We start from the raw sequence: 23,700 nt of genomic DNA, 5'->3' as shown, positions 1-23,700 counted from the left end.
GATATTGTATCAAAAGATAAAGGCGAGGCCAAATGCCAGCAAAATCGCGCCGCCAAGGGCCTCCCCGTATTCGCCGAGATTCCGGCTTACCCTCCTGCCGAGTAGGAGTCCAAGCACGGCCATCGCGCCCCCGCAGATCCCGAAAGCCAGCACGGTCAGAATCCGGTTGCTCTCAAACATCCCCAGGGATACGCCTACCGAAAAGGAGTCAATGCTGACGCTGAGCGAGAACAGCAGCATCCCCAGCAAAGAGCGGTGATCCACCATTCGCGTTTCGCTTGTTTTGAAGGCATTCAGGACCATGTGTCCGCCCAGCAGCACAAGCAGCCCGCCGGCAACCAGGGCGGCAACTTGTCCGAGCAGCGAACTGACGTAATATCCCATAAACATTCCCAGCAGCGGCATCAACACATGGAAAAGGCCGATCAGCAGGCTGATCTTGAGAATATGCAGCAGCCGGATTCCTTTCATGCCGATTCCTACGCCCAGAGAGAATGCATCCAGTCCTAATGCGACGGCCATTATCATGATTGTCATTAGCTGCCCTAAACCGGCAGAAGTCTCCAACATCCCTATTCCCCCATGTCCGTTAGGTTCTTGTACAACCATATGCGGACAAGAGGTAAATGATGTCTCTTAAAAGGTGCGGCGAGAGGTCACAAGCGCACAACCCGCTGGCCGGCGGCCTTGCGGAGCCGGTTCATGATGGCAGCGCCCAGACCCTCTTCCGGGCAGGCTTCCGACAAAATAAACGTCACGCCTTCTTCATCCATGCGGCGAAGAGCGGCGTACAACCGGTGGGCGGCCGCTTCCAGTCCGGCAAGACTGCCGAGGGACTGCACGCAATCCGCGGCGTAACGGCCGATATGCTCCTCGAATGCCATCACGCCGGTTCTCTCCCCGCGTGCCGCCGCCGCCTTCAGCTGCTCATCGATCCAGCCGGATACCTGCTCCGGCGTGCCGCCCTGCACAATGGTGAGCGCACCCTTGGGAGCGTAATGCGTATATTTCATACCAGGCGATTTCGGCGCGACGATCTCCTCTTCATCCGGAGAGCGTTCGATTCCCGGATCGGTCGTCACCGCCGTCCCGGAAGCGGCGGCTAGCTGCTCGCTAGTAATGCCGCCGGGCCGGAGAACGGTGACGCTGCCGTCCTCCTGGACCTGCACGACGGTGGATTCAAGGCCGACACCAGTCGGCCCTCCGTCCAGAATACCGTCGATCAGCCCGCTCAAATCTTCCTCGACATGGCTCGCGAGCGTCGGGCTCGGCCGTCCCGAGCGGTTGGCGCTCGGCGCCGCCACCGGACAGCCGGACTCACCGATCAGCTTCAGCGCGATCGGATGGTCCGGCATCCGGATGCCGACCGTCGTCAGCCCCGCTGTTACCCGCGGGGACAGCACGCCCGGCCGAAGCGGCAGCACCAGCGTCAGCGGGCCGGGCCAAAAGGCCGCCATCAGCCGCCGCGCCGTATCGCTGACCTCCGTCACGAGCCCGTCCAATTGGCTTGTATCCGCAATGTGGACGATGAGCGGATTGTCGGACGGACGGCCCTTGGCCTTGAAAATCGCCTCGACAGCCTCCGTATTCCGGGCATCCGCCCCAAGGCCGTAGACCGTTTCGGTCGGAAAAGCAACGGTACCGCCATCCCGTAGAATGGCGGCTGCCCGGCCGATCGACTGCTCTGCACGAGACACCGCTTCCCTCTCCGCTTCTGCGGCAGCGGTGCTGCGTCCCGTCAATACGGTCACATCCCATACCGGAGTGGCATGGCTCTTATTTGCATCATGGGCGGAAGGAGCGCTTCCTCCATCCTGCCCTTGGTTTAAACCTTTCATCGCTGTTCATTCCTGTCATCGAAATTGGTATGTTTTATTATAGCACATCTGCACAATCTCCAAGACGCATGCCCCTGGACAGGATGGCCGCTAGTTCCTAAGCGAACAGTCCCGTCAGCCAGGACCACAGCCCGGAGAGCATGTCGACCAGGAAGAAGCGAACTTCCGGCTGGGAAGCATCGGCCGCTGCTTTCCCGGAGGCTTGAGCTCCTGCAGTATCCGTCACCTTGGCCGACGCAGTGGTCACGGCGCCCTTAGCGTCAACCTTGGCATCCGCAGACTGAGCCTTGGCATCGGCGGGCTGAGCCGCAGCATCTCCGCTGGCCGCATCAATGAAGCAGAGCGGAGGGAACAGCACGCACCACCAATTTTGACCGCTGCCTGCACCCAGTGTGATCCGGAGTGCTTCATAGTTTCCAGCCGGATACACGGTACCGCCGTACAGTTTGGTCGGAAACGGCACGATGCCCAGCTCAACATTGTAATCGTAATGAATGCCTCTCTTCTCCAGCTCACGCCCCACCAGATCGTTCAGTTCCGGTAAATGCTCCCGGATCGTCGTTCTCGCCTGATCCAGGCTTTGCGGGTCCTCAAGCTCCTGTACCCAGCCGTTCATCTCCGCCACCACGGCATCACGTATCTCGCGTTTGACCAGCTGGTCGTCCGGATTATCGGAATTGGCCAGGATGCGCAGGCGGATGGATTCCTGCGGAATCGGCCCGCCGGCCACGGCCGCGTCGGTCTTTTGACTCTCCCACATCATGGCGATCATAAACAAAATACAAAAAATAATGGCGGTATCCTTCACCAAGTCGCGCAGCCAGTCTTGCCCTCTATATTTCCCCTGCTTCATCGTCTTTTCCATTTTCCCCGGGCCCCTCTCTATCAGAACAAATCTATGATAGTTCTCAGTATGTCCGGGAATGGTAGAGTCTAAACCTAGCAATCTATAATATAGATTGAATTAAAGAAATCACACCTTCGACACGGATATTCCCTTGCAAACAAGGAATGATAAGAAAAACTCGAATTCATCTTATCTAGTATTTCTGCGAGCTTTTAACCCGTAAAAAAGACCGTCTTCCCAAGCCCAAAGACTTGTCGAAAACGGTCGTTTCTTGTAAACCATCAGCTTCACATACCCGCTTTGGCCTGTCCGGCTTGAGCGGAAGCCCCTTTGTTTGCCGGGGTCAGCATCTCATCGTCCACTTCCTCCCCATGAACGCGCACGCTCATGACGATCCCGATGCTCGCCATATTGATCAGCAGCGAGGTTCCGCCGTAACTGATAAACGGCAGCGTAATCCCGGTCAGCGGCATCAGGCCGATGAAGGCGCCGATATTTTCGAAGATCTGATAGAGCATCATGGCGATAATGCCCACGATCAGAATCGGCCCTGCCCGGTCCCGGCACTCGAGACAGATCAGAATCATCCGGTGGATCAGGATAAAATACAGCAGAAGCACGACCGATGAACCGACGAAGCCGAATTCCTCGGCGATTTCCACGAAAATGGAGTCCGAATAAGTATACGGCACGCGCCCGGATTGAACCGAGGACCCTTTCATATACCCTTCGCCGACCATGCCGCCGGATGCGATCGCCAGCTTGGCGTTTTTGGTATGATAGGACGCCTTGGCCGTCGCCTTATCCGGCACCAGCCATGGGTCGAGACGTTCCGTCCAGTGCTCCCGTCCGATGTCCTTCATAAACTTCTCAATGTTGTCGTGAAAATGAATGTAAGAAAAAATGCTTCCGACAGCGACGGCCGCCAACACCACCAGCGCAATCAGCGCATGCCAAAACTTGATGTTGCCGATCCAGAGCAGTCCGAGCAAAATCAGAACGTAGCTGAGCGCGTTCCCGAGGTCATTCTGAACCATAACGAGCGCAAACGGCACGAACGTCAGCAGTCCGATCGGGACTACGTCATGCCAGAACGTGAGCCTCGATTTATTTTTGCGCATAATGATATACGTCAGAAAAATAATCAGGATGAGCTTGAACAGCTCCGCAGGCTGCAAACTGAAGCTTCCCATCTTGATCCAGCCCTGGGCGCCGTTGACGTCGGTCCCGATGAAGTTAACCGCAACGAGCAGGGCCAACCCGAACAAATACAAATAAAGCGCATATTTGACAAGCAGCTTGTAATCGACGATAACCAGCCCAAAAAATGCGATGAAGGCAAGCACGTAAAACTCGATCATTTTAATATGGGAACCGGCAAACTTCGTCCCCTGTGTGACACTGTAAATGGACATGATGCTGATGCCCATGAAAATCAAAAGAATAAAAACGACGACATAATCCACTTTTTTCAGCTTTTGAAGCATGGCTATCCTCCTGTGCGGAGCCTTCCGCTCCTCGTTGCCCCTGATGCGTACCTGTCTATTGTAATAGAACAGCCATGCCATATTCAATTCCTGTTAAATCCATCCCGGATGAGGCGCAAAATTTTGCCCGTCCCTGTGGCCGGAGCCGGTTCGTTCTGCAGCGGGAGCAGCTCCTCTTCCTCCTGCCCGTGAATCCGGACGCTCATCACCACCCCGATGCTGACCATGTTGATCACCAGTGAAGTGCCGCCATAACTGATAAAAGGCAGCGTAATGCCGGTCAGCGGCATCAGACCGATAAAGGCGCCGATGTTGACAAAAATCTGGTAAATGAACATCGTGATAATGCCTGTAATCAGGTATGGCCCCGCCCGGTCACGGCAGTCCGCGGCAATCAGAATCATGCGGTGGATCAGAATAAAATACAGCAGCAGCAGCGCCGACGAGCCGATAAACCCGTACTCCTCGGCAATCTGGACGAAGATCGAGTCGGCAAAAGCCAGCGGAACCCGGCCGTCGGACTGGATCGTCGTCCCCTGCATGTAGCCCTTGCCGTCCAGGCCGCCCGACCCGATCGCCAGCTTGGCGTTGTAGGTCTGCCAGCTGTCGTCACGGGAAGCTTTGTCCGGAACAAGCCAGGGGTCAAACCGCGCGATCCAATGCTCGCGGCCAATGGACTTGAACAACTTCGCCGCCTCGTCATGATAATGAATGTACGCCTGAATTCCGCCGAAGATGGCGGCAAAGGCCACGGCGAACCCGATCAGCGCATGGACATACCGGATACCGCCAATCCACAGGAGCCCTACCAGAATGAGGAGATAGCAGAGCGCGTTCCCCAGGTCGTTTTGCGCCATCACCAGCATAAGCGGAACCAAGGTGAGGAGCCCCATCGGCACGACATCCCGCCAAAAATACAGGCCGCGGGACCGGTCTCGATTTTTCTTCAGCAGCAGGCTGGACAGAAAAATGACCAGGAACAGCTTGAACAGCTCGGCCGGCTGCAGGCTGAGTCCCCCGGGAAGGGTGAGCCAGCCGCGGGCACCGTAGTATTCGTTACCGGCAAACAGGACGAATAAGAGCAGCATCAGGCCGAAGATATACACGTACAGTGCATATTTAATCAGCAGCTTATAATTGACGAGCGAAGTCGCCAGAAACCCTGCAAAGCCGATGACGTAATAGACGGCCATCCGCACCGAATAATGATCGGTTTTGGGCCGGCCGGCGGTGACGCTGTATATGGAAGTCAGACTGAACGCCATCAGGCAGAGCAGCACCAGCATGACGGCGAAATCCAATTGTTTCAGTTTGCGCAGCATATCCTTTCCTCCAGGGAAAACATAGGTAGTTCCATTGTAGAGGAAATTGGGTCAAAAAGAAAATTATGGGATCACCGGCGGACGCCGAGAACGTGGCGCTCAATGCCGGCGAGGTCCGGGATGATCATAATCTCATCCCAATGGCCCGCCTGGCGGAGCAGGTCTGCGACCTCGCCCGCCTGGCCGATCCCCAGCTCGAATCCGATGAGCCGGGGCGGCTCCTGCAGCAGCGGCAGCTGCTGCATCATGATGCGGTAAGGCGCGAGCCCGTCCGCTCCGCCGTCCAGCGCCGTGCGCGGCTCATGGTCGCGCACCTCGGGCTGCAGGCCGGGAATGTCGGCCGCAGGAATGTACGGCGGGTTCGACACCAGGATGTCGACCCGCCGCCCCGCAAACGGCTCCAGCAGGTTGCCTTCCTCGAAGACAACCTGGGCGCCGTTGGCTTCGGCGTTGCGCGCGGCGACCCGCAGCGCGTCCGCCGAGATGTCGCTGGCGTAGACCTGCCAGCGCGGGGCATGCAGCGCCAGCGTGACCGCGATGGCGCCGCTGCCGGTGCCGATGTCGGCCGCGACCAGCGGGCGCAGGCCGTCCGCGGTGCCGGCACCGCCGCCGGGCGCAGCGGCTGCGCGGCCCTGTGCCGCCGGACGAGCCGTTTCGCGGTCCGGCAGCTCCGCGTCAGCCGGTGCCGCTCCTTGCGGCCACAGCTGCTCAGCCTGCTGCAGCACGGCCTCCACGAGCAGCTCCGTCTCGGGCCGCGGGATCAGCACGGCGGGCGTCACCTGAAAGGGGATGCCGTAGAACTCCTGCTCCCCGATAATGTATTGGGCCGGTTCGCCCGCCGCCTTGCGGGAAATCACTTCCTCCCAGGCCTTCTGCCGCTCGTCCGGAAACGGATCGGGCAGCGCCATGTAATAGGCCGCGCCGGAGAGGCCCAGCACATGCTCCAGCAGCAGCTGGGCGTTACGCTGCGGCTCCATCACTTCATGCGCCGCTAAAAAAGAGGAAGCCTCCGCAAAGGCTTCCCGTATACTCTGCTTTGTCGTCATCACAAACGTGCTTTCCTTCAAAGCCTTATTCCCCTTTATCCATCATTTCCGCCTGCTCCGCAATGTTCAGGGCCGAAATGATCTCTTCGATTTCGCCATTCATCACCGAATCGAGCTTGTGCAATGTCAATCCGATGCGGTGGTCGGTCACCCGGCTCTGCGGGAAGTTGTACGTGCGGATCCGCTCACTGCGGTCGCCAGTACCCACTTTGCTCTTCCGCTCACCGGCATACTTCGCTTCTTCTTCCTGCCGCATCATATCAAAGATCCGGGCACGAAGCACCTGAAGCGCCTTTTCCTTGTTCGAGTTCTGCGATTTGCCGTCCTGACAGGTGGCCACGATACCCGTTGGAATATGGGTCACGCGAACGGCGGATTTCGTGGTGTTGACGGATTGTCCGCCCGCACCGCTGGAGCAGAACGTATCGACGCGGATATCCTTGTCATGGATTTCGATGTCGATCTCTTCGACTTCCGGCATGACCGCCACTGTGGAAGTAGAAGTATGGATCCGTCCGCCGGACTCCGTCGTCGGGATGCGCTGCACGCGGTGCGCACCGCTTTCGTATTTCATTTTGCTGTAGGCGCCGCGTCCGTTGATCATGAAGATGACTTCCTTGAAGCCGCCCAGATCATTCGTATTGGCGTCCATCAGCTCTACGCGCCAGCCTTGGGTATCCGCATAACGCGTGTACATCCGGTACAGGTCGGAAGCGAACAAAGCCGCTTCGTCGCCGCCCGCCGCGCCGCGGATCTCCACGATGACGTTCTTGTCGTCGTTCGGGTCCTTCGGCAGGAGCAGAATGCGGATGCGCTCCTCCAGCTCGGTACGGCGCTGGGTCAGTTCCTCGATTTCCATCTTGACCATTTCACGCATTTCGTCGTCCAGCTTCTCAGCCTGAAGCGCTTTGGCGGATTCGAGTTCTTCCATAACGGATTTATATTCGGTATAAGCCTCATATGCAGGCTGCAAATCGGATTGTTCTTTGGAATATTCCCGCAGTCGCTTACTGTCGTTCGCAACGTCAGGATCGCAAAGCAGTTCACTAAGCTTCTCATAACGGTCCGCCAAGGATTGCAATCGGTCCAACACTGGGATTCACCTCTCCTATTTAAAAAATACACTAGGTATATATATGCTCTGATCGTTATCGCTGCTCTCTATCAAAATAGAGGGTAGACGACTTTTTATTATATCACGGTGCGCGCATATTTACCATAGCCGACATGGGTGAACAGGATAGCCGAAAGCCTGTTTATGTTAAGCTTGCGCTTTGTTTTTCCGCCCTATACTTACCAAAAAATAAACGCCGCAAATGACCAGCGGATACAAGATCGCCCACCCGACGAACGGAAACACCGCCGCCGTCAGGATAAAGGAAAGCCAGCTGACCGTCCGTCCCCACCGCTGGCCTTTCAGCAGCCGGATCCCGGCTGCGCAGCCGCCCAGATACGTCAAAATAAACGTGGCATTGGGGAGCGTAATCAGCGTGGTCAGGGACACCGCGCCGGTTCCGTACAGAACGAGCACGAGCACGAAACAGCCTGCCAGGAAGCCCAGTCCCCCGACAGGCGTCTGGAATCGGGACGACATCTTCCCCATCCAGGCCGGCGCCTTTCCTTCCCGGGCCAGCGCGTAAGCCAGCCTCGACGAAGCGCCGGTATACGAAATGACCGTGGCCGTGCAAATAAACATTCCCGTCAAGCCCGCGATAACGGCCCCGGCCGGACCGAGCAGCTTTTCAATAACCAGCAGCAGCGATACGTCCGATCCGCTCCCCCCATAGCTGTGCGTTCCCACCGTGGCCAAAGCCGTCAGAAAATACAGCACGCCGACGATGATGGCCGCAACCGTCACGCCCTGCACCGCCGCCCGTTTCGGGTCCACGAACTCCTCGGACAAATGCGATACCGCCTCCCAGCCGATAAAGCACCAGAACAGAATGGCCGCACTCTGGCCGACGCTGATCCACCCTTCCGGCATAAAAGGCGTGAAATGCCTTGCTTCCATATGGGGAAAAGAACCGGATATCGCCAGGATGAGCACCAGCACGATCGCCGATACGACGACGATTTGCACGCTGCCTGCCAGCTTCATGCCAAAGACGTTGATGAACAGGGACACAGCCAGCATCAGCGCGGCGATGACGATTCTGGCGCCGTCACCCAGTCCAAAGGCTGCAGTCATATACCCTGCTCCCGTCAATGCTGCTACCGGTGCGCCGATCGGCACCGACATGAGAAAAAACCAGCCGACCAGCGTCCCGGCTTTGGTGCCGTATGCTCTGGAGACAAACGAGGACACGCCCCCGGCATCGGGATAACGCGCCGACAGCAGCCCCATGACAAGGGCCATCGGCAGGATGAGCAGCGTCATGAGCCCCCAGGACAGGAGCGAGGCCGGACCCGCGATATGCGCGGCGAGCCCCGGCACGATCAAGATACCGGATCCGAGCACCGAACCGATATATAAAGCGATAGCTTGAGGCAGCCGAATGGAAGAGGTTAAGTGTGATGCTGTAGAAGTTTTTTCGAATGAGGTCTTTTCTAATGAAGCCATATATTTGATCATCCTATCTGCTATTAATGGTGTAACCGGCAGGGATTACCGGTCATTCTAGGGTTGTGCAGTGCTCACAGCTTAACAGATAATAGATGAATAGGTAAAACAGATTATTTTGATCGTTTCCATCGGGAGAACCGATAGATGATGATGGCCACGAATTCATATTTCGCATCATGGAGGATTATGGATGGACTTAAAACACTTACACACCTTCCGAACCGTTGCGGATACGCACGGCTTTACCAAAGCCGCCGAAATCCTGTCCTACGCCCAATCGAGCGTCACGGCGCAAATTCAGGCGCTGGAGGAGGAAGTCGGCTCGAAGCTGTTTGACCGTCTTGGGAAAAAGGTACAGCTTACAACCGCAGGCGAGCGCCTGCTGCCCTATGCCATCAAGCTGCTGGAGCTGCACGACCGGGCGCTGGCCGAAATGTCCGCTGGCGGAAGCCTGCCATCCGGGACGCTGAACATCGGCGCACCCGAGTCCCTTGCGGCGTTCCGCCTGCCGGACATTATAAAGGAATACACGGAGTTGTACCCGGACGTGAAGATCATTCTCCGGCCGGCCGGCTGCAAGGAGCTCAAGAAATTGGCCCTGTCCGGCGATATGGACCTGGTGTTCGTGCTGGAGCCGGAAGCGGATGACCCGCACTTGCAGTCGGAGACGCTCATTCATGAACCGATGGCGCTCATTGCGCCGCCGGCGCATCCCCTGACCCTGCTGCCGCAGGTTGATACTCTGGACTTGAAAGACGTTTCTTTTATCCATACCGAATCGGACTGCAGCTACCGCCTGCTGCTCGAACAGCATTTAAACAGCCACGCGATCTACAGCAGCAGCGACCTGGAGTTCTGGAGCATCGAGACGATCAAGCACTGCGTCATGTCCGGTCTCGGCATCTCCCTGCTGCCCGCCATTGCGGTCAAGGACGAGCTGTCCTCCGGCCGGCTCATCCGGCTCCCTTGGGACGACAGCCCCTGCCAAGTGGCCACGCAAATGCTGTACCATCCCGGAAAGTGGCTGTCTCCGGCCCTTGGGGAGTTCATCCGCCTGTCCCGGGAACATGCCGCCAGATGGCGCCAAAACGGCTGAATAAATTTTTTTTAAAAACTTTGCAGGGATGCCTCGACATGCGGCGTCTAACTTAACGTATCGGGAGGAGGGGAGAAGACTGGAAGAAGAGTTGCAGTGGATCCGGGCGGTCAAAGCCGGCCATCCGGAAGCCTATAAATTTCTGGTGCAGCGGTACCAGAGCATGGTATACCACGTATGCCTGAAAATGACCGCCGACAGCGTCTCGGCGAAAGATTTGTCGCAGGACATTTTCCTTAAGGCATATTCGGCCCTGCCTGCTTTTCGGGAAGAATCCTCCTTCTCCACCTGGCTGTATCAAATCGCCGTCCGGAAGTGCCTGGACTGGAAAAGGGCCCACCAAAGGGAACAGGCGCGAAGGACGATGGGAGAGGTTAGCGAAAACGATTGGGTAACCGCCGAGACACCCGAGAAGATCGTCCTCTCCGAAGAGACGAACAGCCGGATCCGTCAAATCGTCGATGAGCTGCAGGAGCCGTATAAGTCGGCCGTGCAGATGTATTATTTTGAACAATGCTCCTATCAGGAGATTGCCAAGAGGCGGGGCATTACCGCCAAAACCGTTGAGTCCCAATTATACCGTGCCAGACAAATGATGCGTCAGAAAGGAGAGGAGCTCAGGTGAAATGCGAACTCATTCAATACCAGATGGCCGCTTACGCTGCCCATGAACTGCCGCCCGAAACCTCCCTCTTGATCGAAAAGCATTTGAACCATTGTCCGGAATGCCAGGCTTGGTATCAGGAAATTACGGAGATGTCCCAAATTTGGGAGAATCCCGGTCCGGTCATAGATATGCCTGATATCGTTGCCGGCGTGATGGAGGAAGTTCGTCAAATGCCGCCGCTGGCGGTAAGATCGCTGCCGAGAAGCCGGCCCCGAGAGTCGCAGAAATCCAAGCTGGCCCATTTCGGGCTTGCGGCCTGCCTGACCTTTTGCTTATTCCAATTCGGGATTTTTGAGCATCTGGGGAACGGGTTAACGGAGGCCACGCAGCATTTATCCACTCGAATGGAGCACATATTTAAGGAGGGTAACCCATGATTAGAAAAAGTAGATGGCTCACGTTTATGTTGTCCATGATTCCCGGCCTCGGCCATTTATATTTAGGATTCGCCAAACAGGGACTGCAGTACATGATCGGCGCCTGCGTCTGCATCATCCTCATCCCGTCGATTCCGATGCTGTTTCCGTTCGCTCTGGCGATATTGTGGTTCTACCAGCTGTTTGACGCCCTGCAGAAGGCGAGCTGGATGAAAGCCGCGGCCATGGAGCATGAGCGGATGATGATGGGCCAGGATACCTTCGGCTATCCTTGGACCGAGCGTGACTGGATTCAAATGAACGGATATCAGAAGGAATCGGCGGTCCATCCGTTTTGGATCGGGGCAACCTGCATCGGCATGGGCATTCTCGTCCTCCTCGTCGGCGTCTTCCCCGGCCTGTGGGAATGGCTGCTGAACCGTAATATTACCAGCGTGCTGCTGGCCGTCGGCCTGATCGTTTACGGCATGTGGCTGCTTGGCAAAAGACCAAACCATAAGGGAAGTGAGCATCTGTGACCGCACCGCTTGAGACGCGCCCGCCGGTCCGAAAGATCGGCAAATGGACCACCGCCATCGGATTGATCGGCCTTGGGGTCATCATCATTCTTCAAATGAATCAGTTCATCAGTTTTGAAGTTCTGAAATACGTATGGCCCACTCTGCTCATCCTGCTCGGCATTGAAGTTGTCATTTCCAATGTCGTGCATGCCAACCAGCGGGTTCGTCTGGGCGGCGGAAGCGTCACGATCCTGATTCTGCTTCTGATTGTCAGTGGAGCCCAGGCGATTTACCCCAACTGGACGTTCCTCTTTAACAAGGGTTACCTCAGCGCCGTGCAGGGATCGGTTCCGGCGCAGGGAGAAATCAAGCGGGTGGAAGTTTTCCTCGACAGCGGCAAGGTTAACGTAACGGAAGCTCAAGGCTCGAATATTGCCTATGAGGGAAAAGTCCGCGTGCGCACCGAATCCTCCCAGGCCAATGCCGACAAATGGACGAAGCAGCACTGGAAGTCGGAAACGTCGGGGGACACGCTGACCCTGACACTGGATAAACATCAACCGGATATCGTCCTGATCGGCGGCTGGGCGATGCCTGAAGATTACTTTAACCTCCAGGTTCCGGAGTCGGTCGAAGTGGAAGTGCATACGAAAAATTCCACCATCGACGCTTCCGGACTTCATGCCGGACTGACGGCCGTGACGTCGAACGGCACCCTGAATGTAAAGGATATCCAGGGCAAGGTGTCGGCCAAGACCAGCAACGGCCGGATCGTAGCCACGAACATCAACGGCCCTTCCGAGCTGGTGACCAGCAACGGTACGGTGACGGCCAACCAGCTTGGCGGCCCGGTCTACATCCGGACCAGCAACGGCGCCGTTCGGGGCGATAGCGGCATCGCCGGCAATTGGGACGTGAAAACCTCAAACGGCAGCATTAACCTGACCGTTTCCGAGGATGCCAGCGCCAAGCTGACCGCCAAGACGTCCAACTCCTCCATCAAGGGCAACATCGGCTGGGTGGATGAGAGCGACTCCCGCGCCACGGCCACCTTGGGAGACGGACAGTTTACCGTGGGGCTGGCCACGTCCAACGGCAGCATTACCGTGAATCATTAAAGAGCTGCGATCGTCGCAGGCTGAAAGCGATAATCGGCCTTTCGCACTGGGTAGGACAGGGATAACCGACCACTCAGCCCTACCAAAAAACCGCCATTCCAAGGGTTACCCGGGGAATGGCGGTTTTACGTTGACTATCTGCTTACTCAATATCTAAATGTTTGCCTCAATTACACGTTTACACGTTGAAACGGAAATGCATTACGTCACCGTCCGCAACGACATAATCTTTGCCCTCCAGGCGAAGCTGGCCGCGTTCCTTCGCGGCGTTCATGGTACCGGCGGCGACCAGATCGTCGTAGGAGACGACTTCGGCACGAATAAAGCCGCGCTCAAAATCGGTGTGGATGACGCCGGCTGCCTGCGGCGCCTTCGTTCCTTTGCGGATCGTCCACGCGCGCACTTCCTGCACACCTGCCGTAAAGTACGTGTACAGGCCGAGCAGGCGGTAAGCCGCCTTGATCAGACGGTTCAGGCCGGACTCTTCGAGACCGAGCTCTTCCAGGAACATTTCCTTGTCTTCCCCTTCCAGCTCGGCGATTTCCGCCTCGACCTTGGCGCTGATCGGAACGACTTCGGCGTTCTCGCCTGCCGCAAAGTCCTTGACCTGCTGCACGTACGGATTGCTGTCCGCGTCGGCCACGCCGTCCTCACTGACATTGGCCGCATACAAGACAGGCTTCAGGGTCAGCAGGTGCAGATCGCGCACGATCACTTTCTCTTCGTCCGACAGCTCCACGCTGCGGGCCGGCTGGTCATTGTACAGCGCTTCTTTCAGGCGCTCCAGCACTTCAACTTCCTGGGCGTACTGCTTGTTGCCGCCCTTCATGTTTTTGCGCGAACGGTCGATGCGCTTCTCCACGCTCTCCAGGTCGGCCAAGATCAGCTCCAGGTTGATGGTTTGAATGTCGCTGACCGGGTTGACCTTGCCGTCCACGTGCGTGATGTTCTCATCCTCGAAGCAGCGCACCACGTGCACGATCGCATCCACTTCGCGGATATGGGCGAGGAACTTGTTGCCCAGACCTTCCCCTTTGCTCGCGCCGCGGACCAGGCCGGCGATATCGACGAATTCAAAAGCGGTCGGTACGGTTTTGTTCGGCTGGACCAGCTCGGTCAGCTTATCCAGACGCTCGTCCGGAACTTCGACAACCCCGACGTTTGGATCAATCGTACAGAACGGATAGTTGGCGGACTCGGCGCCCGCCTGGGTAATTGCGTTAAACAACGTGGATTTGCCGACGTTCGGCAGTCCAACGATCCCTGCTTTCAAAGCCATTTATATGACAACTCCTATTTAGGTAATAGTTAAACAGACGTCTCTCAATCCTACCCATTATATATTAGAACCCCCGGAGCGGCAAGGATTGGACTTTACGATCGGACGCCCGGCTTAAGCCTTCATTTCGCCCTGATGATGGGATGAAACGAACCGGGGAGCGTAAAGTGCTTAAGGATAAAGATGCAGCGATCGTGTAAAAAACGAAAGGCGGCAAAATGAATGAAAGCTGCGAAAACCAATGCCGCAGACGCAGGCAATCAAGCTTTCGACGAAAAAGACCCGGATTCTCCGGGCCCTACTGCCAGAACATTTGCCAGACGATCTCTAAAAAGGATACCAAAATCCTTTCAGCACCTGCATCTTCAGCCAAATGCCTACAGCCAGCAGCAGCACGCCAAGCACGGCTAACGTCCAGTCCAGCCCTTCCATCTCCTTGCCGCTGTACCAGGTGCGTTTCTTCTGTGTGCCAAATCCCCGCAGCTCCATGGCGTTTGTCACCGAATCGATCCGGTGCAGCGCGGACTGCAGCACAGGAACGACGACCGCCGCCAAGTTACGCAAGCGCTGGGCGATGCTGCCGTCCCCTTTCGTAATCCCCATGCCGCGCGCCTGCATCGAGTTCAGCGTGCTCCGGAATTCTTCCGTCAGATCCGGAATATAGCGGAGGGCAATACTGACGGCGTAGGCGATTTTATAGGGGACGCCGATCCGGTTCAAACTGCCGGCAAATGCGCTCGGCTGCGTGGTGAAAATGCACAGGATCGTAATCGGCAGCAGCGTCAAATATTTGGCCGACAGCGTCAGCACGTAAAACAGCGTCTCCGCATTGATCGTATTATAGCCGAGCGGAATCAGCGGCGTATCCGTCCCCGTCAGCCGTGTGCCGAAGGTCGGCGTGATGAGCAGAATAAAGATGCCGTTCAGTACCGTGAAAATAATCATCAGCCAAAACAAAAATGCCATTTTTTTAAAAGGAATCCCTGCCGTCACCAGCAGCGCAATCCCGACAACCAGCATCAGCACAAACACCCGCAGGTCCAAAAACATGTACGTCATGACCGTCCAGGCCATAAACAGCACCAGCTTGACCGCTCCGTCCAGCCGGTGAAACAGCGAGTTCCCCGTGACATAGAGGCTGCCCGTTCTATTCATGGCCCTTCTTCCCCTTCTTCTCTGCGTTGATAAAAGCCTGCACAAACCGCTCCGGCGAAGCCAGGCCGTTGGCTTTGGCGAAAAGGGACAGCGACGTCTCCTTCAAATGGGCCGGCTCCGTCACCTCCGGACGGCTGAGCACCGAGGCGACCGTGTCGGCGGCGAGCACCTCGCCCCCGCTGAGCACCACGGCGCGCTGCGCGTACTCCAAAGCCAGATACATGTCGTGCGTAATGAGCAGGAAGGCGATGCCTTGTCCGGCCAATTGCTCGATAAAATCCATAAACTCCTGGTAATGCCGATAATCCTGGCCGGCCGTGGGCTCATCCAAAATCATCAGCTTTGGCGCCAGCACGAGAATCGCGGCGATGCTGAGCCGCTTCTTCTGGCCGTAGCTGAGCGCGGAAACGGGCCAGTTGCGGAAAGGATACAGCCCGCAGGTCTGCAGGATGCCCGCGACCCGCTCCTTGATTTCAGCGGCGGGCACGCCGCGGACCTTCAGGCCGAGGCCAACCTCGTCCGCAATCATATGCTGCGTGATCATCCGGTTCGGATTCTGCATCACATAGCCGATCGCTTCACCCCGGCGGCGGATCGACCACGAGGCCATATCCTGGCCGGCATACCGCATCGAGCCGGACTGCGGCTTCAGAATGCCCGTAATCAGCTGGGACAGCGTCGATTTGCCCGCCCCGTTGTTCCCCAGGAGCGCAACGATCTCTCCGGCGCCGACTTGCAGCGATACATCCTTGAGAACCGGCTGGCCGGGCTCATACCCGAAGGTCAACCCGCGTACGTCCAGCAGCGGTTCTGCAGGCTGTGACGGCGCCCCGGCAGCTGCTTGTTCGCTCCACCCATCCAGCCGCTCACCAAGGCCGGGAATGCCCAGCGGCTGCGGCCGGCTGAGGCCTTGAACACCGTCCAGGGATACGCCGGCATACCGCAGCGCATCGACATACAGCGGCGGCCGCAAGCCGCAGCCGCGTAGCAGGCCGGACGCCAGAATCTCGTCCGGCGTACCGACCGCCGCGATGCCTCCGTCCTTCATCAGCACGATCCGGTCGATCGGCTGCTGCAGCACATCCTCCACCCGGTGCTCGATGAGGATGACCGTTTTGCCGCCCTGCCGGTGGATATCGTCGATGAGCTGCATCGCTTTGCGACCGCCCGCCGGATCGAGGTTGGCCAACGGCTCGTCGAACAGCAGCACCTCCGCATCCGTCGACAGCACACCGGCCAGGGACACGCTCTGCTTCTGCCCGCCCGACAGCTCGTAAGGGCTGTGGTCGATATATTCCAGCATGCCGACCCGCTCCAGGGAAACAGCGGTTTCCCGCTTCATCTGCTCGCGGGGCATCGCTTTATTTTCCATGACAAACGCCACGTCCTCGGCCACGCTTAAGCCCACGAACTGAGAGTCCTGGTCCTGCAAAATCGTCCCCACCGTGCGGCTCAGCTCGAAAATGCTCAATTCGGCAGGATTCCGTCCGGCAATACTCAGACGGCCGCGGATGTCTCCGCCGTAGGTAAAAGGAATAAGCCCATTGATACAATGGGCCAAGGTCGATTTGCCGGAGCCGCTGGGACCGGCGATCCAGATCTTTTCTCCGGGATAAATGTCCAGCGTAATGTCCTTCAGCGTGGGCTCCGACTGATTTTTATACTTAAAACTGTACTGTTGAAACGAGATGATCGGCTGCATCATGACGTAAATCTCCTATCCTGTGGCGCTCTGCCAAGCACCTACTCGTTGACGCTTAAATTGCTGACTTTGGCGTTTCTGCGGGCAAATCCGATCACAGCCGGAACCCCGAGCACCAAAAAGACGACGATATTCGAAATCGAAGCGGCCGTGACCTGCACCAGCAGCTTATCCGACGGCTCGCCCATAAACGTGATGTCAAACCATCCTGAGAAGAGCAGCGACAGAATGATGCCGACGACGCCGTATACGATGAACAGGCCGATATGCTTTCCTTTGTATGTACCGTTCTGCGGGTCAAACCCTTTGGATAAGTAAATGAGTCCCATAAATGCGGCCGTAATGCCGGAACCGAGCGCCCAGCCCCACCATACCGTACCGCTGGTGAGCAGGTCGTTCAGCACGTGGCCGATCAGCCCCGCGATAAACCCGACCACCGGGCCGAACAGGGCGCCGAAAATCGCCAGCAGCGCAATCGCCGGACGCAGCGAGGTATCGGGTCCCACGGGAATTCCAATAAAGCTGGTGGCTCCATAGAGGGCCGCACCGATGCCTATCGTCACCACGGTTCTTGTGTTTAACTGAAAAATGGATTTCTTCAAAGCAGAGTCACCTTCCCCTTTGCATCAATTCAACAACCTTCATGTCCTAAAGGCGAACATTTCGCGTTATTTGTACTCTTAATATAAGGGCAGGCTGAAACGAAGGCAAAACTTTTTTTGGTAAATATTATATAAATTTTTTGGATCGATCGCCGCACGGAACGCGGGAACATCCATAAGGGCAACAAAAAAGGCCTTATTTCCGATCAGGAAAATGGGCCTTTGGTTGATTGTTTGCTTTTTGGCATCATCCAGCTGCCTGCGGCCTGGGGGCTGCGGTCCGCCGCCCGGGTCAGGGCCGGGTCCGCACCAGCCGGCGCGTACCCTTCAGCGCGGCGACGTCCGCCGCGCCAATGCCAAACATCGCGGTGCGCAGCTCGAACTCGACCTGCGCCAGCGCCTCGTCCAGCGCCTGCTCGGACGAGACGGCCGGGCCGAGCAGGCTGCGGCCAAAGCCCGCGAGATCGGCGCCGAGCGCCAGCGCCTTGGCGGCGTCCACGCCGCCCTGCAGCCCGCCGCTGCCGATCAGCCCTCCGTGCGGGGATACCGCCCGCACCTCGGCAATGCACTCCGCGGTCGGGGTGCCCCAGCCCGCGAACGCCTCCGCCGCCCGGCGCCTAACCGCGTCCCGGCTGCGGAACTTCTCGACCTGGCTCCACGAAGTCCCGCCGGCGCCGGCCACATCGACGAAGGCCGCGCCGGCCTCGTACAGCCGCGCCGCCGTATCCCCGTCGATGCCCCAGCCGACTTCCTTGACGCCGACCGGCACGTCCAGCCGGCGGCACACCTCTCCGATCCGGGACAGCAGGCCGCTGAAATTCGTGTTCCCCTCCGGCTGGAACACCTCCTGCAGGCCGTTCAGGTGCAGCACAAGCATGTCCGCGCCGGCGATATCGACTGCCCTTTGGCACTGCTCCACGCCGAAGCCGTAGTTCAGCTGGACCGCGCCCAGGTTCGCGATCACCGGGATCGTCGGCGCATGCGTGCGCACATGGAAGGTCGGTGCGAGCTCCTCCTTCTCCACCGCCGCGCGGACCGAGCCGACCCCGAGCGCCCAGCCGCGCCGCTCGGCGACGGCAGCCAGGCGGGCGTTGATCGCCCCGGTCGTTTCGCTTCCGCCCGTCATGGAGCTGATCAGGAGCGGCGTCCGGAGCGTCCGCCCGAGGAAGGAGGCTTCGAGGGAAATCTCCTCGAAGCCAATCTCGGGCAGCGCACAGTGGCGAAAACGGTACTGCTCCAGGCCGGAGGTTACGCCACTGCCCACATCTTCGCTCAGGCACAGGCGCACGTGCTCGATTTTTCTTTCCCCTGTAGGTATTTCGGGCAGCAAAGACCCGCTTTCCGCTTCGTTTCCGTTCATCTGATGCGCCCCTTTCATAGATATGCTGCAAACCTTGATTAACTTCGTGACCCGCTCGTCACCGCACGATTCTCTAAAGAAAGTATTATACCACAGAACCTCTGGTAAATTCGCCAACTTGCCTCAAACCGAGCCAACCTTCCATCCTGTACATCACGGATGATGCATCCGGCTGACCAAAGTTCACAAGGCGGCGGCCTTCCCCTCCCGCGACCCGGTTCACACATCGTGGTGTAATGCTGGCTGCTCACACAGGCACACGTCACAGCAGCGAGCCATAAATGCTTTGCAGGTTGTTCGGCCGAAGCGTTGGCTTAGGAGCCCACAAAGTTTCCTTGGGGAAAATTTTTGAAGTACATGCAACAGCCCAGGTGCTTTCCAATAGGATGTGATAGCCGTTTAGACTCGATTTGAATCGAAAGAATGTTGTGAAAGGAGTGCTGCCCATGAACGCAAGTGAGGAGAGCCGACTGGCAGCCGCCGGAAGCGGCTGGCGCAAAGGAGGCGGTCCGCCCAGCCTGCCTGAGGTTCATAAGTCGATGAAGGTTCCCTTGAAGGGCAGCTTCTTCCGCAAAATGCTAGCCTTCGCGGGTCCCGGATACCTCGTCGCCGTCGGGTACATGGATCCCGGCAACTGGGCCTCCGATTTGGCCGGCGGAGCCATGTTCAACTACTCGCTGCTGTCGGTCATCATGATTTCGAACCTCATGGCGATCCTGCTTCAGTCCCTGTCCGCCCGCCTTGGCATTGCTACGGGAAGGGACCTGGCCCAAGCCTGCCGCGATCATTACAGCAAGCCCGTCAGCATTGGGCTCTGGATATTATGCGAGCTGGCGATTGCGGCCTGCGATCTGGCCGAAATCATCGGCTCGGCCATCGCGCTGCAGCTGCTGTTCGGCCTGCCGCTGCTGGCCGGTGTCCTCATCACGTCCGTGGACGTCCTTCTGGTGCTGCTGCTGCAAAACAAAGGATTCCGGCATATCGAAATTTTGGTCATTTCGTTTATCGCTGTGATCATCATGTGCTTCGGGGTCGAATTGTTCCTGTCCAAGCCGGAGATGGGCGCGGTCATGGCCGGATTCGTTCCGACGGCAGACATCGTGCAGAACCCGGAAATGCTGTACATCGCCCTGGCCATGCTTGGCGCGACCGTCATGCCCCACAACCTGTACCTGCACTCCTCGATCGTGCAGACCCGCCGGTACGACGAGTCCATCGCCGGCAAGAAATCGGCCATCCGTTTCGCTACCGCGGATTCCACCGTGGCGCTCACCATCGCCCTGTTCGTCAATGCGGCCATTCTGATCCTTGCGGCGTCTGCCTTTTATTCAACGGGGCATACTGAAGTAGCAGAGATTCAAGACGCCTACCAGCTGCTTACTCCGCTGCTCGGCACCGGTGCGGCCAGCGTTCTGTTCGCCGTCGCGCTGCTCGCTTCCGGCCAAAACTCGACGCTGACGGGAACCCTCGCCGGCCAGATCGTTATGGAAGGCTTTATGAACATCCGCCTGAAGCCATGGATCCGCCGTCTGATTACGCGCCTGATCGCTATCGTTCCCGCCGTAATCGTGATCGGAATTTACGGGGAAGGCTCTACCGGCCAGCTGCTGATTTTCAGCCAGGTCATCCTTTCGCTGCAGCTGTCCTTCGCCGTGTTCCCGCTCGTCAAATTCACATCCGATCCCGTTAAGATGGGACCTTTTATCGCCCCGCGCTGGGTGCGGATACTGGCCTGGATCGTAGCAGCCGTCATCGCAGCGCTGAACATCTATTTGCTGTATGGGACGTTTTTCTAGGCTGCTACCGAGGGTCACCATGCCCTTTTCCCATATGATGACAACGTTCCGCTGCTTCAAACAGGCCCTTTCGACGTTAATAGTTGGTTAGACCGCTGTGCCAAGCAAGGCAGGGTTCCAAACCGTGGGGCCATTCCCTCGGAGAACCCTGCCGTTTAACCCGGCTGCAGTGGACAAGCAAAGGAGGCGATGACTCGATGACCCAACATATCCCATCCCAGGACGCACCTGAACCGTACCATTCGCGTACGGCCAACTGGCAGCCGCAGGGGAAAAGCCGTAAACGCCGGGTTCGGCGCTGGATTCTGGCTGCGGCCTGCTTGCTCATCCTTTGGCTCGCCGGGGTCATCGTCTATCAAACACACAAGCCGCTTCCTCCCGGCATATCCTACGAGAGCCCGCTCTACCATGTCGATCAAGTCCGCTTCTATCGCGACTTGACTTACCCGGATAACCAAGGGCGGGTCATCCATGAGCCCCAGATTACGAATCGGATCATACAGATTGTCGATGAATCCAGGGAGTTTCTTGTCATTGATCTGTTCCTGTTTAACGATTACAAGCATAAAGGGCAGAAGTTTCCGACCGTCAGCAAGGACTTGGCGGACAAGCTCATAGCGCATAAAAAGCAGTATCCCCAGATGCAGATCGTCTTTATTACGGACCAGATCAATACGAATTACGGCTCCGCCCCCAACCCCCTGCTCGAAGCGATGAAGGCTGCGGGCATCCAGGTCGTCGTGACCGATGTGGATCCGCTGCGGGATTCAAACCCGATCTACTCCGCCGTGTGGCGGACGTTTATCCAGTGGTTCGGCCAGTCGGGCAATGGATGGATTCCGAATCTGATGGCAAACGACGGGCCCAAAGTCACCGCAAGGTCGTATTTAAAAATGCTGAACGTCAAGGCCAACCACCGTAAGGTTGTGGTCAGCGAGAAGACCGCTCTGGTCTCTTCCGGTAACGTGCATGATGCCAGCGCCTACCACTCCAATATTGCGTTTGAGGTGCAAGGCCCGATTATCGGCGATATCCTGAAAGGCGAGCAGGCGGCGGCCCGGCTGTCCGGGGACTACCAACTCCCGGTATATGCCCCAGCCTCCGAGAACGCTCAGAAATCAAACCAAGGGAAAATAGCCGTCCGCTATCTGACCGAAGGCAAAATTGACAAATATACGCTGCTTGAGATCAACCGGGCACCGCAAGGGTCCACCCTGTGGATGGGCATGTTTTATCTGGCCGACGAAAAGGTGATGAGCGCCTTGCTGGATGCCGCCGACCGAGGCGTCAACATCCGGCTGCTGCTTGATCCCAATCAGAACGCCTTCGGCCAGGACAAAATCGGTATCCCGAACCGTCCCGTCGCGAAGGAGCTCACCAAACGTTCCGATGGCCGTATCGCCATCCGCTGGTACAACACGACCGAGGAGCAGTATCATACGAAGCTGATGTACATCTCCAACCCTTCAGGCAGCTCCGTGATCATGGGCGGCTCGACCAATCTCACGCCGCGAAACCTGGACAATTACAATCTGGAGAACGACCTCTGGGTATCCGTTCCACGCGGCGATGCGCTGGACCGGCAGATGGCCGGCTATTTTGACCGGCTCTGGAACAACCGGGACGGGCACTACAGTCTGGACCTGAGCGCGTATCAGGAAAAGTCCACCTGGTTCAAGGACTTTCTGTTCCGCGTGCAGAAGCTGCTTGGATTTACGACCTTCTGATGCGTCACCAAGCCCCGATGCTTTCACAGGCGTCCTCCCATTCTCCGGTAGACCTGGGCCTTATCAGCACAGTCATTTCATCCGGATAGACCCAGCGATATCTGGCCGTTATGATCATACAACGCAAAAAAGGCGCCTTCTGTTATGCAGAAGCGCCTTCTGTTACATGTTCCATCTTGTTATTACAATTCAAGTGAATTCCCGGTCACCGAACGGATTCCCTAAGCTTCGCAGACCGCCGACAGCTTGCACCGGTCTCCGCACAAACGGCCTTTGCCGTGCGGCACGCACATCGGCGTTCCGAAGATCGGATCCTCCGCAATCATGCAGTCCATGCAGAACACTTCCTTGACCATCTGCGGCGTCAGCACGTCTTCCGGTGCACCGGCACAATAGACGCCCTGGTTCTTCACAGCAATCATATGATCGGCATAACGGCAGGCCAGGTTCAGGTCATGAAGCACCATCACGATCGTCCGTCCCTGCTCACGGTTCAGCTCATACAGCAGATCCAGCACCTCGATCTGATGGCTCAAATCCAGGTACGTCGTCGGCTCGTCGAGCAGAATCAGGTCGGTGTTTTGCGCCAGCGTCATGGCGATCCAGGCCCGCTGCCGCTGTCCTCCGGACAGGGAGTCAACCGCGCGGTCAGCCAAATCGGTGAGGCGCGTCATTTCCAGCGCTTCGTTCACCAGACGCTCATCCTCCGCACTCCACTGCTTCAGCCACGATTGATGCGGATAACGCCCCTGCTTCACCAGCTGAAGCACGGTCAGTCCCTCCGGAGCCGTCGGTCCCTGCGGCAGAATTGCCATATTCCGGGCAACTTCCTTGGTTGACGTCCGATGGATTTCCTTGCCGTCGAGCAGTACCGATCCGCTCTTCGGACGCAAAAGACGCGCCATGGAACGAAGCAGCGTGGATTTGCCGCAGCCGTTGCTGCCGATCAGAACCGTAACTTTGCCTTCGGGAATGTCCAAATGCAGGTCTTTAATAATATCGGTATCGCCGTACCCCAGCGTCAATGCTTCCGTTTGCAAAAGCGTCATCTTTCCCGTAACCCCCAATTCTGCCCATCATATGAGTTAAACCAATCTAATAACGTCCGTCCACAATAATGAGAATCATTATCACAAATATAATCGGCGGCCGCGTGAATGTCAACCACTCACGGGCCGCCCAAAGAAGCTTTTTCGCCTACCTCGTACCACCGCAAAG

21 protein-coding genes are annotated in these 23,700 nt (G+C 57.5%); 7 read left to right on the top strand and 14 right to left on the bottom strand.

The features are described from left to right. Positions 1-9: 9 nt before the first annotated feature. The 8 genes from BCV73_RS31125 to BCV73_RS31090 form a co-directional block, all read right to left on the bottom strand. Positions 10-570 (bottom strand): manganese efflux pump MntP, encoded by a 561-nt coding sequence (locus BCV73_RS31125; RefSeq protein WP_089549710.1) that lies wholly within the window; start codon positions 568-570, stop codon positions 10-12. Positions 571-656: 86 nt separating this feature from the next. Next, positions 657-1,838 (bottom strand): L-threonylcarbamoyladenylate synthase, encoded by a 1,182-nt coding sequence (locus BCV73_RS31120; protein ID WP_089549709.1) that lies wholly within the window; start codon positions 1,836-1,838, stop codon positions 657-659. Positions 1,839-1,935: 97 nt separating this feature from the next. Then, on the bottom strand, positions 1,936-2,658 hold the full coding sequence (spoIIR, locus tag BCV73_RS31115) for a stage II sporulation protein R (protein ID WP_089550480.1): 723 nt from the start codon (positions 2,656-2,658) through the stop codon (positions 1,936-1,938). A 314-nt stretch (positions 2,659-2,972) separates the two neighbouring features. After that, the gene (locus BCV73_RS31110; protein ID WP_089549708.1) at positions 2,973-4,172 is read right to left on the bottom strand and encodes an FtsW/RodA/SpoVE family cell cycle protein; all 1,200 of its coding nucleotides are present in this window, start codon (positions 4,170-4,172) and stop codon (positions 2,973-2,975) included. Positions 4,173-4,255: 83 nt separating this feature from the next. Next, on the bottom strand, positions 4,256-5,494 hold the full coding sequence (locus tag BCV73_RS31105; protein ID WP_089549707.1) for an FtsW/RodA/SpoVE family cell cycle protein: 1,239 nt from the start codon (positions 5,492-5,494) through the stop codon (positions 4,256-4,258). A gap of 71 nt (positions 5,495-5,565) precedes the next feature. Next, positions 5,566-6,540: a HemK/PrmC family methyltransferase gene (locus BCV73_RS31100; protein ID WP_179232169.1), complete on the bottom strand. Its 975-nt coding sequence runs from the start codon at positions 6,538-6,540 to the stop codon at positions 5,566-5,568. Positions 6,541-6,565: 25 nt separating this feature from the next. Continuing rightward, a complete protein-coding gene (gene prfA, locus BCV73_RS31095; protein ID WP_076174707.1) occupies positions 6,566-7,633 on the bottom strand; it encodes a peptide chain release factor 1 in 1,068 nt (355 codons plus the stop codon). 168 nt (positions 7,634-7,801) lie between these two features. Then, positions 7,802-9,100: an amino acid permease gene (locus BCV73_RS31090; RefSeq protein ID WP_089549706.1), complete on the bottom strand. Its 1,299-nt coding sequence runs from the start codon at positions 9,098-9,100 to the stop codon at positions 7,802-7,804. 193 nt (positions 9,101-9,293) lie between these two features. Between BCV73_RS31090 and BCV73_RS31085 the strand changes: the two genes are divergently transcribed. Genes BCV73_RS31085 through BCV73_RS31065 form a run of 5 tightly spaced genes read left to right on the top strand, consistent with a single transcriptional unit; the run spans position 9,294 to position 12,861 of the window. Further along, positions 9,294-10,199 (top strand): LysR family transcriptional regulator, encoded by a 906-nt coding sequence (locus BCV73_RS31085; protein WP_089549705.1) that lies wholly within the window; start codon positions 9,294-9,296, stop codon positions 10,197-10,199. A 28-nt stretch (positions 10,200-10,227) separates the two neighbouring features. Beyond that, positions 10,228-10,824 (top strand): RNA polymerase sigma factor, encoded by a 597-nt coding sequence (locus BCV73_RS31080; RefSeq protein WP_089549704.1) that lies wholly within the window; start codon positions 10,228-10,230, stop codon positions 10,822-10,824. Then, complete coding sequence (locus tag BCV73_RS31075) at positions 10,821-11,243, top strand: anti-sigma factor family protein (RefSeq protein WP_089549703.1); 423 nt, start codon at positions 10,821-10,823, stop codon at positions 11,241-11,243. The genes BCV73_RS31080 and BCV73_RS31075 overlap by 4 nt, the downstream gene beginning before the upstream one ends. Then, the gene (locus tag BCV73_RS31070) at positions 11,240-11,761 is read left to right on the top strand and encodes a hypothetical protein (protein WP_076174717.1); all 522 of its coding nucleotides are present in this window, start codon (positions 11,240-11,242) and stop codon (positions 11,759-11,761) included. The genes BCV73_RS31075 and BCV73_RS31070 overlap by 4 nt, the downstream gene beginning before the upstream one ends. Then, positions 11,758-12,861 (top strand): DUF4097 family beta strand repeat-containing protein, encoded by a 1,104-nt coding sequence (locus tag BCV73_RS31065; RefSeq protein WP_089549702.1) that lies wholly within the window; start codon positions 11,758-11,760, stop codon positions 12,859-12,861. Before BCV73_RS31070 ends, BCV73_RS31065 begins: the two co-directional genes overlap by 4 nt. A 178-nt stretch (positions 12,862-13,039) precedes the next feature. Here the strand turns inward: BCV73_RS31065 and ychF are convergent, their stop codons facing one another. The 5 genes from ychF to fni form a co-directional block, all read right to left on the bottom strand. Then, positions 13,040-14,140 carry a redox-regulated ATPase YchF gene (ychF, locus tag BCV73_RS31060; protein ID WP_076174721.1) on the bottom strand — a complete coding sequence of 367 codons (1,101 nt, stop codon included), beginning with the start codon at positions 14,138-14,140 and terminating at the stop codon, positions 13,040-13,042. A gap of 327 nt (positions 14,141-14,467) precedes the next feature. After that, the gene (locus tag BCV73_RS31055) at positions 14,468-15,295 is read right to left on the bottom strand and encodes an energy-coupling factor transporter transmembrane component T family protein (protein WP_089549701.1); all 828 of its coding nucleotides are present in this window, start codon (positions 15,293-15,295) and stop codon (positions 14,468-14,470) included. After that, positions 15,288-16,997 (bottom strand): ABC transporter ATP-binding protein, encoded by a 1,710-nt coding sequence (locus BCV73_RS31050; protein WP_218828237.1) that lies wholly within the window; start codon positions 16,995-16,997, stop codon positions 15,288-15,290. The genes BCV73_RS31055 and BCV73_RS31050 overlap by 8 nt, the downstream gene beginning before the upstream one ends. A 41-nt stretch (positions 16,998-17,038) precedes the next feature. Continuing rightward, a complete protein-coding gene (locus BCV73_RS31045) occupies positions 17,039-17,599 on the bottom strand; it encodes an ECF-type riboflavin transporter substrate-binding protein (RefSeq protein ID WP_084204127.1) in 561 nt (186 codons plus the stop codon). Between the two features lie 292 nt (positions 17,600-17,891). After that, complete coding sequence (gene fni / locus BCV73_RS31040) at positions 17,892-18,959, bottom strand: type 2 isopentenyl-diphosphate Delta-isomerase (protein WP_256993060.1); 1,068 nt, start codon at positions 18,957-18,959, stop codon at positions 17,892-17,894. A 446-nt stretch (positions 18,960-19,405) separates the two neighbouring features. Between fni and BCV73_RS31035 the strand changes: the two genes are divergently transcribed. Beyond that, positions 19,406-20,755 carry an Nramp family divalent metal transporter gene (locus BCV73_RS31035; protein ID WP_076174730.1) on the top strand — a complete coding sequence of 450 codons (1,350 nt, stop codon included), beginning with the start codon at positions 19,406-19,408 and terminating at the stop codon, positions 20,753-20,755. A gap of 197 nt (positions 20,756-20,952) precedes the next feature. Next, the gene (locus BCV73_RS31030) at positions 20,953-22,482 is read left to right on the top strand and encodes a phospholipase D family protein (RefSeq protein ID WP_089549698.1); all 1,530 of its coding nucleotides are present in this window, start codon (positions 20,953-20,955) and stop codon (positions 22,480-22,482) included. 221 nt (positions 22,483-22,703) lie between these two features. Here BCV73_RS31030 and BCV73_RS31025 read toward each other — a convergent pair whose 3' ends face one another. Continuing rightward, positions 22,704-23,531: an ABC transporter ATP-binding protein gene (locus tag BCV73_RS31025; protein ID WP_076174732.1), complete on the bottom strand. Its 828-nt coding sequence runs from the start codon at positions 23,529-23,531 to the stop codon at positions 22,704-22,706. Positions 23,532-23,700 lie beyond the last annotated feature (169 nt).

The sequence above is a fragment of the Paenibacillus sp. SSG-1 genome (genome assembly GCF_002224835.1).
In the GTDB taxonomy this organism is placed as follows: domain Bacteria; phylum Bacillota; class Bacilli; order Paenibacillales; family Paenibacillaceae; genus Paenibacillus_AQ; species Paenibacillus_AQ favisporus.
Note: the sequence above shows the minus strand (reverse complement) of the source record. Positions and strands in the feature narration are given on the sequence as shown.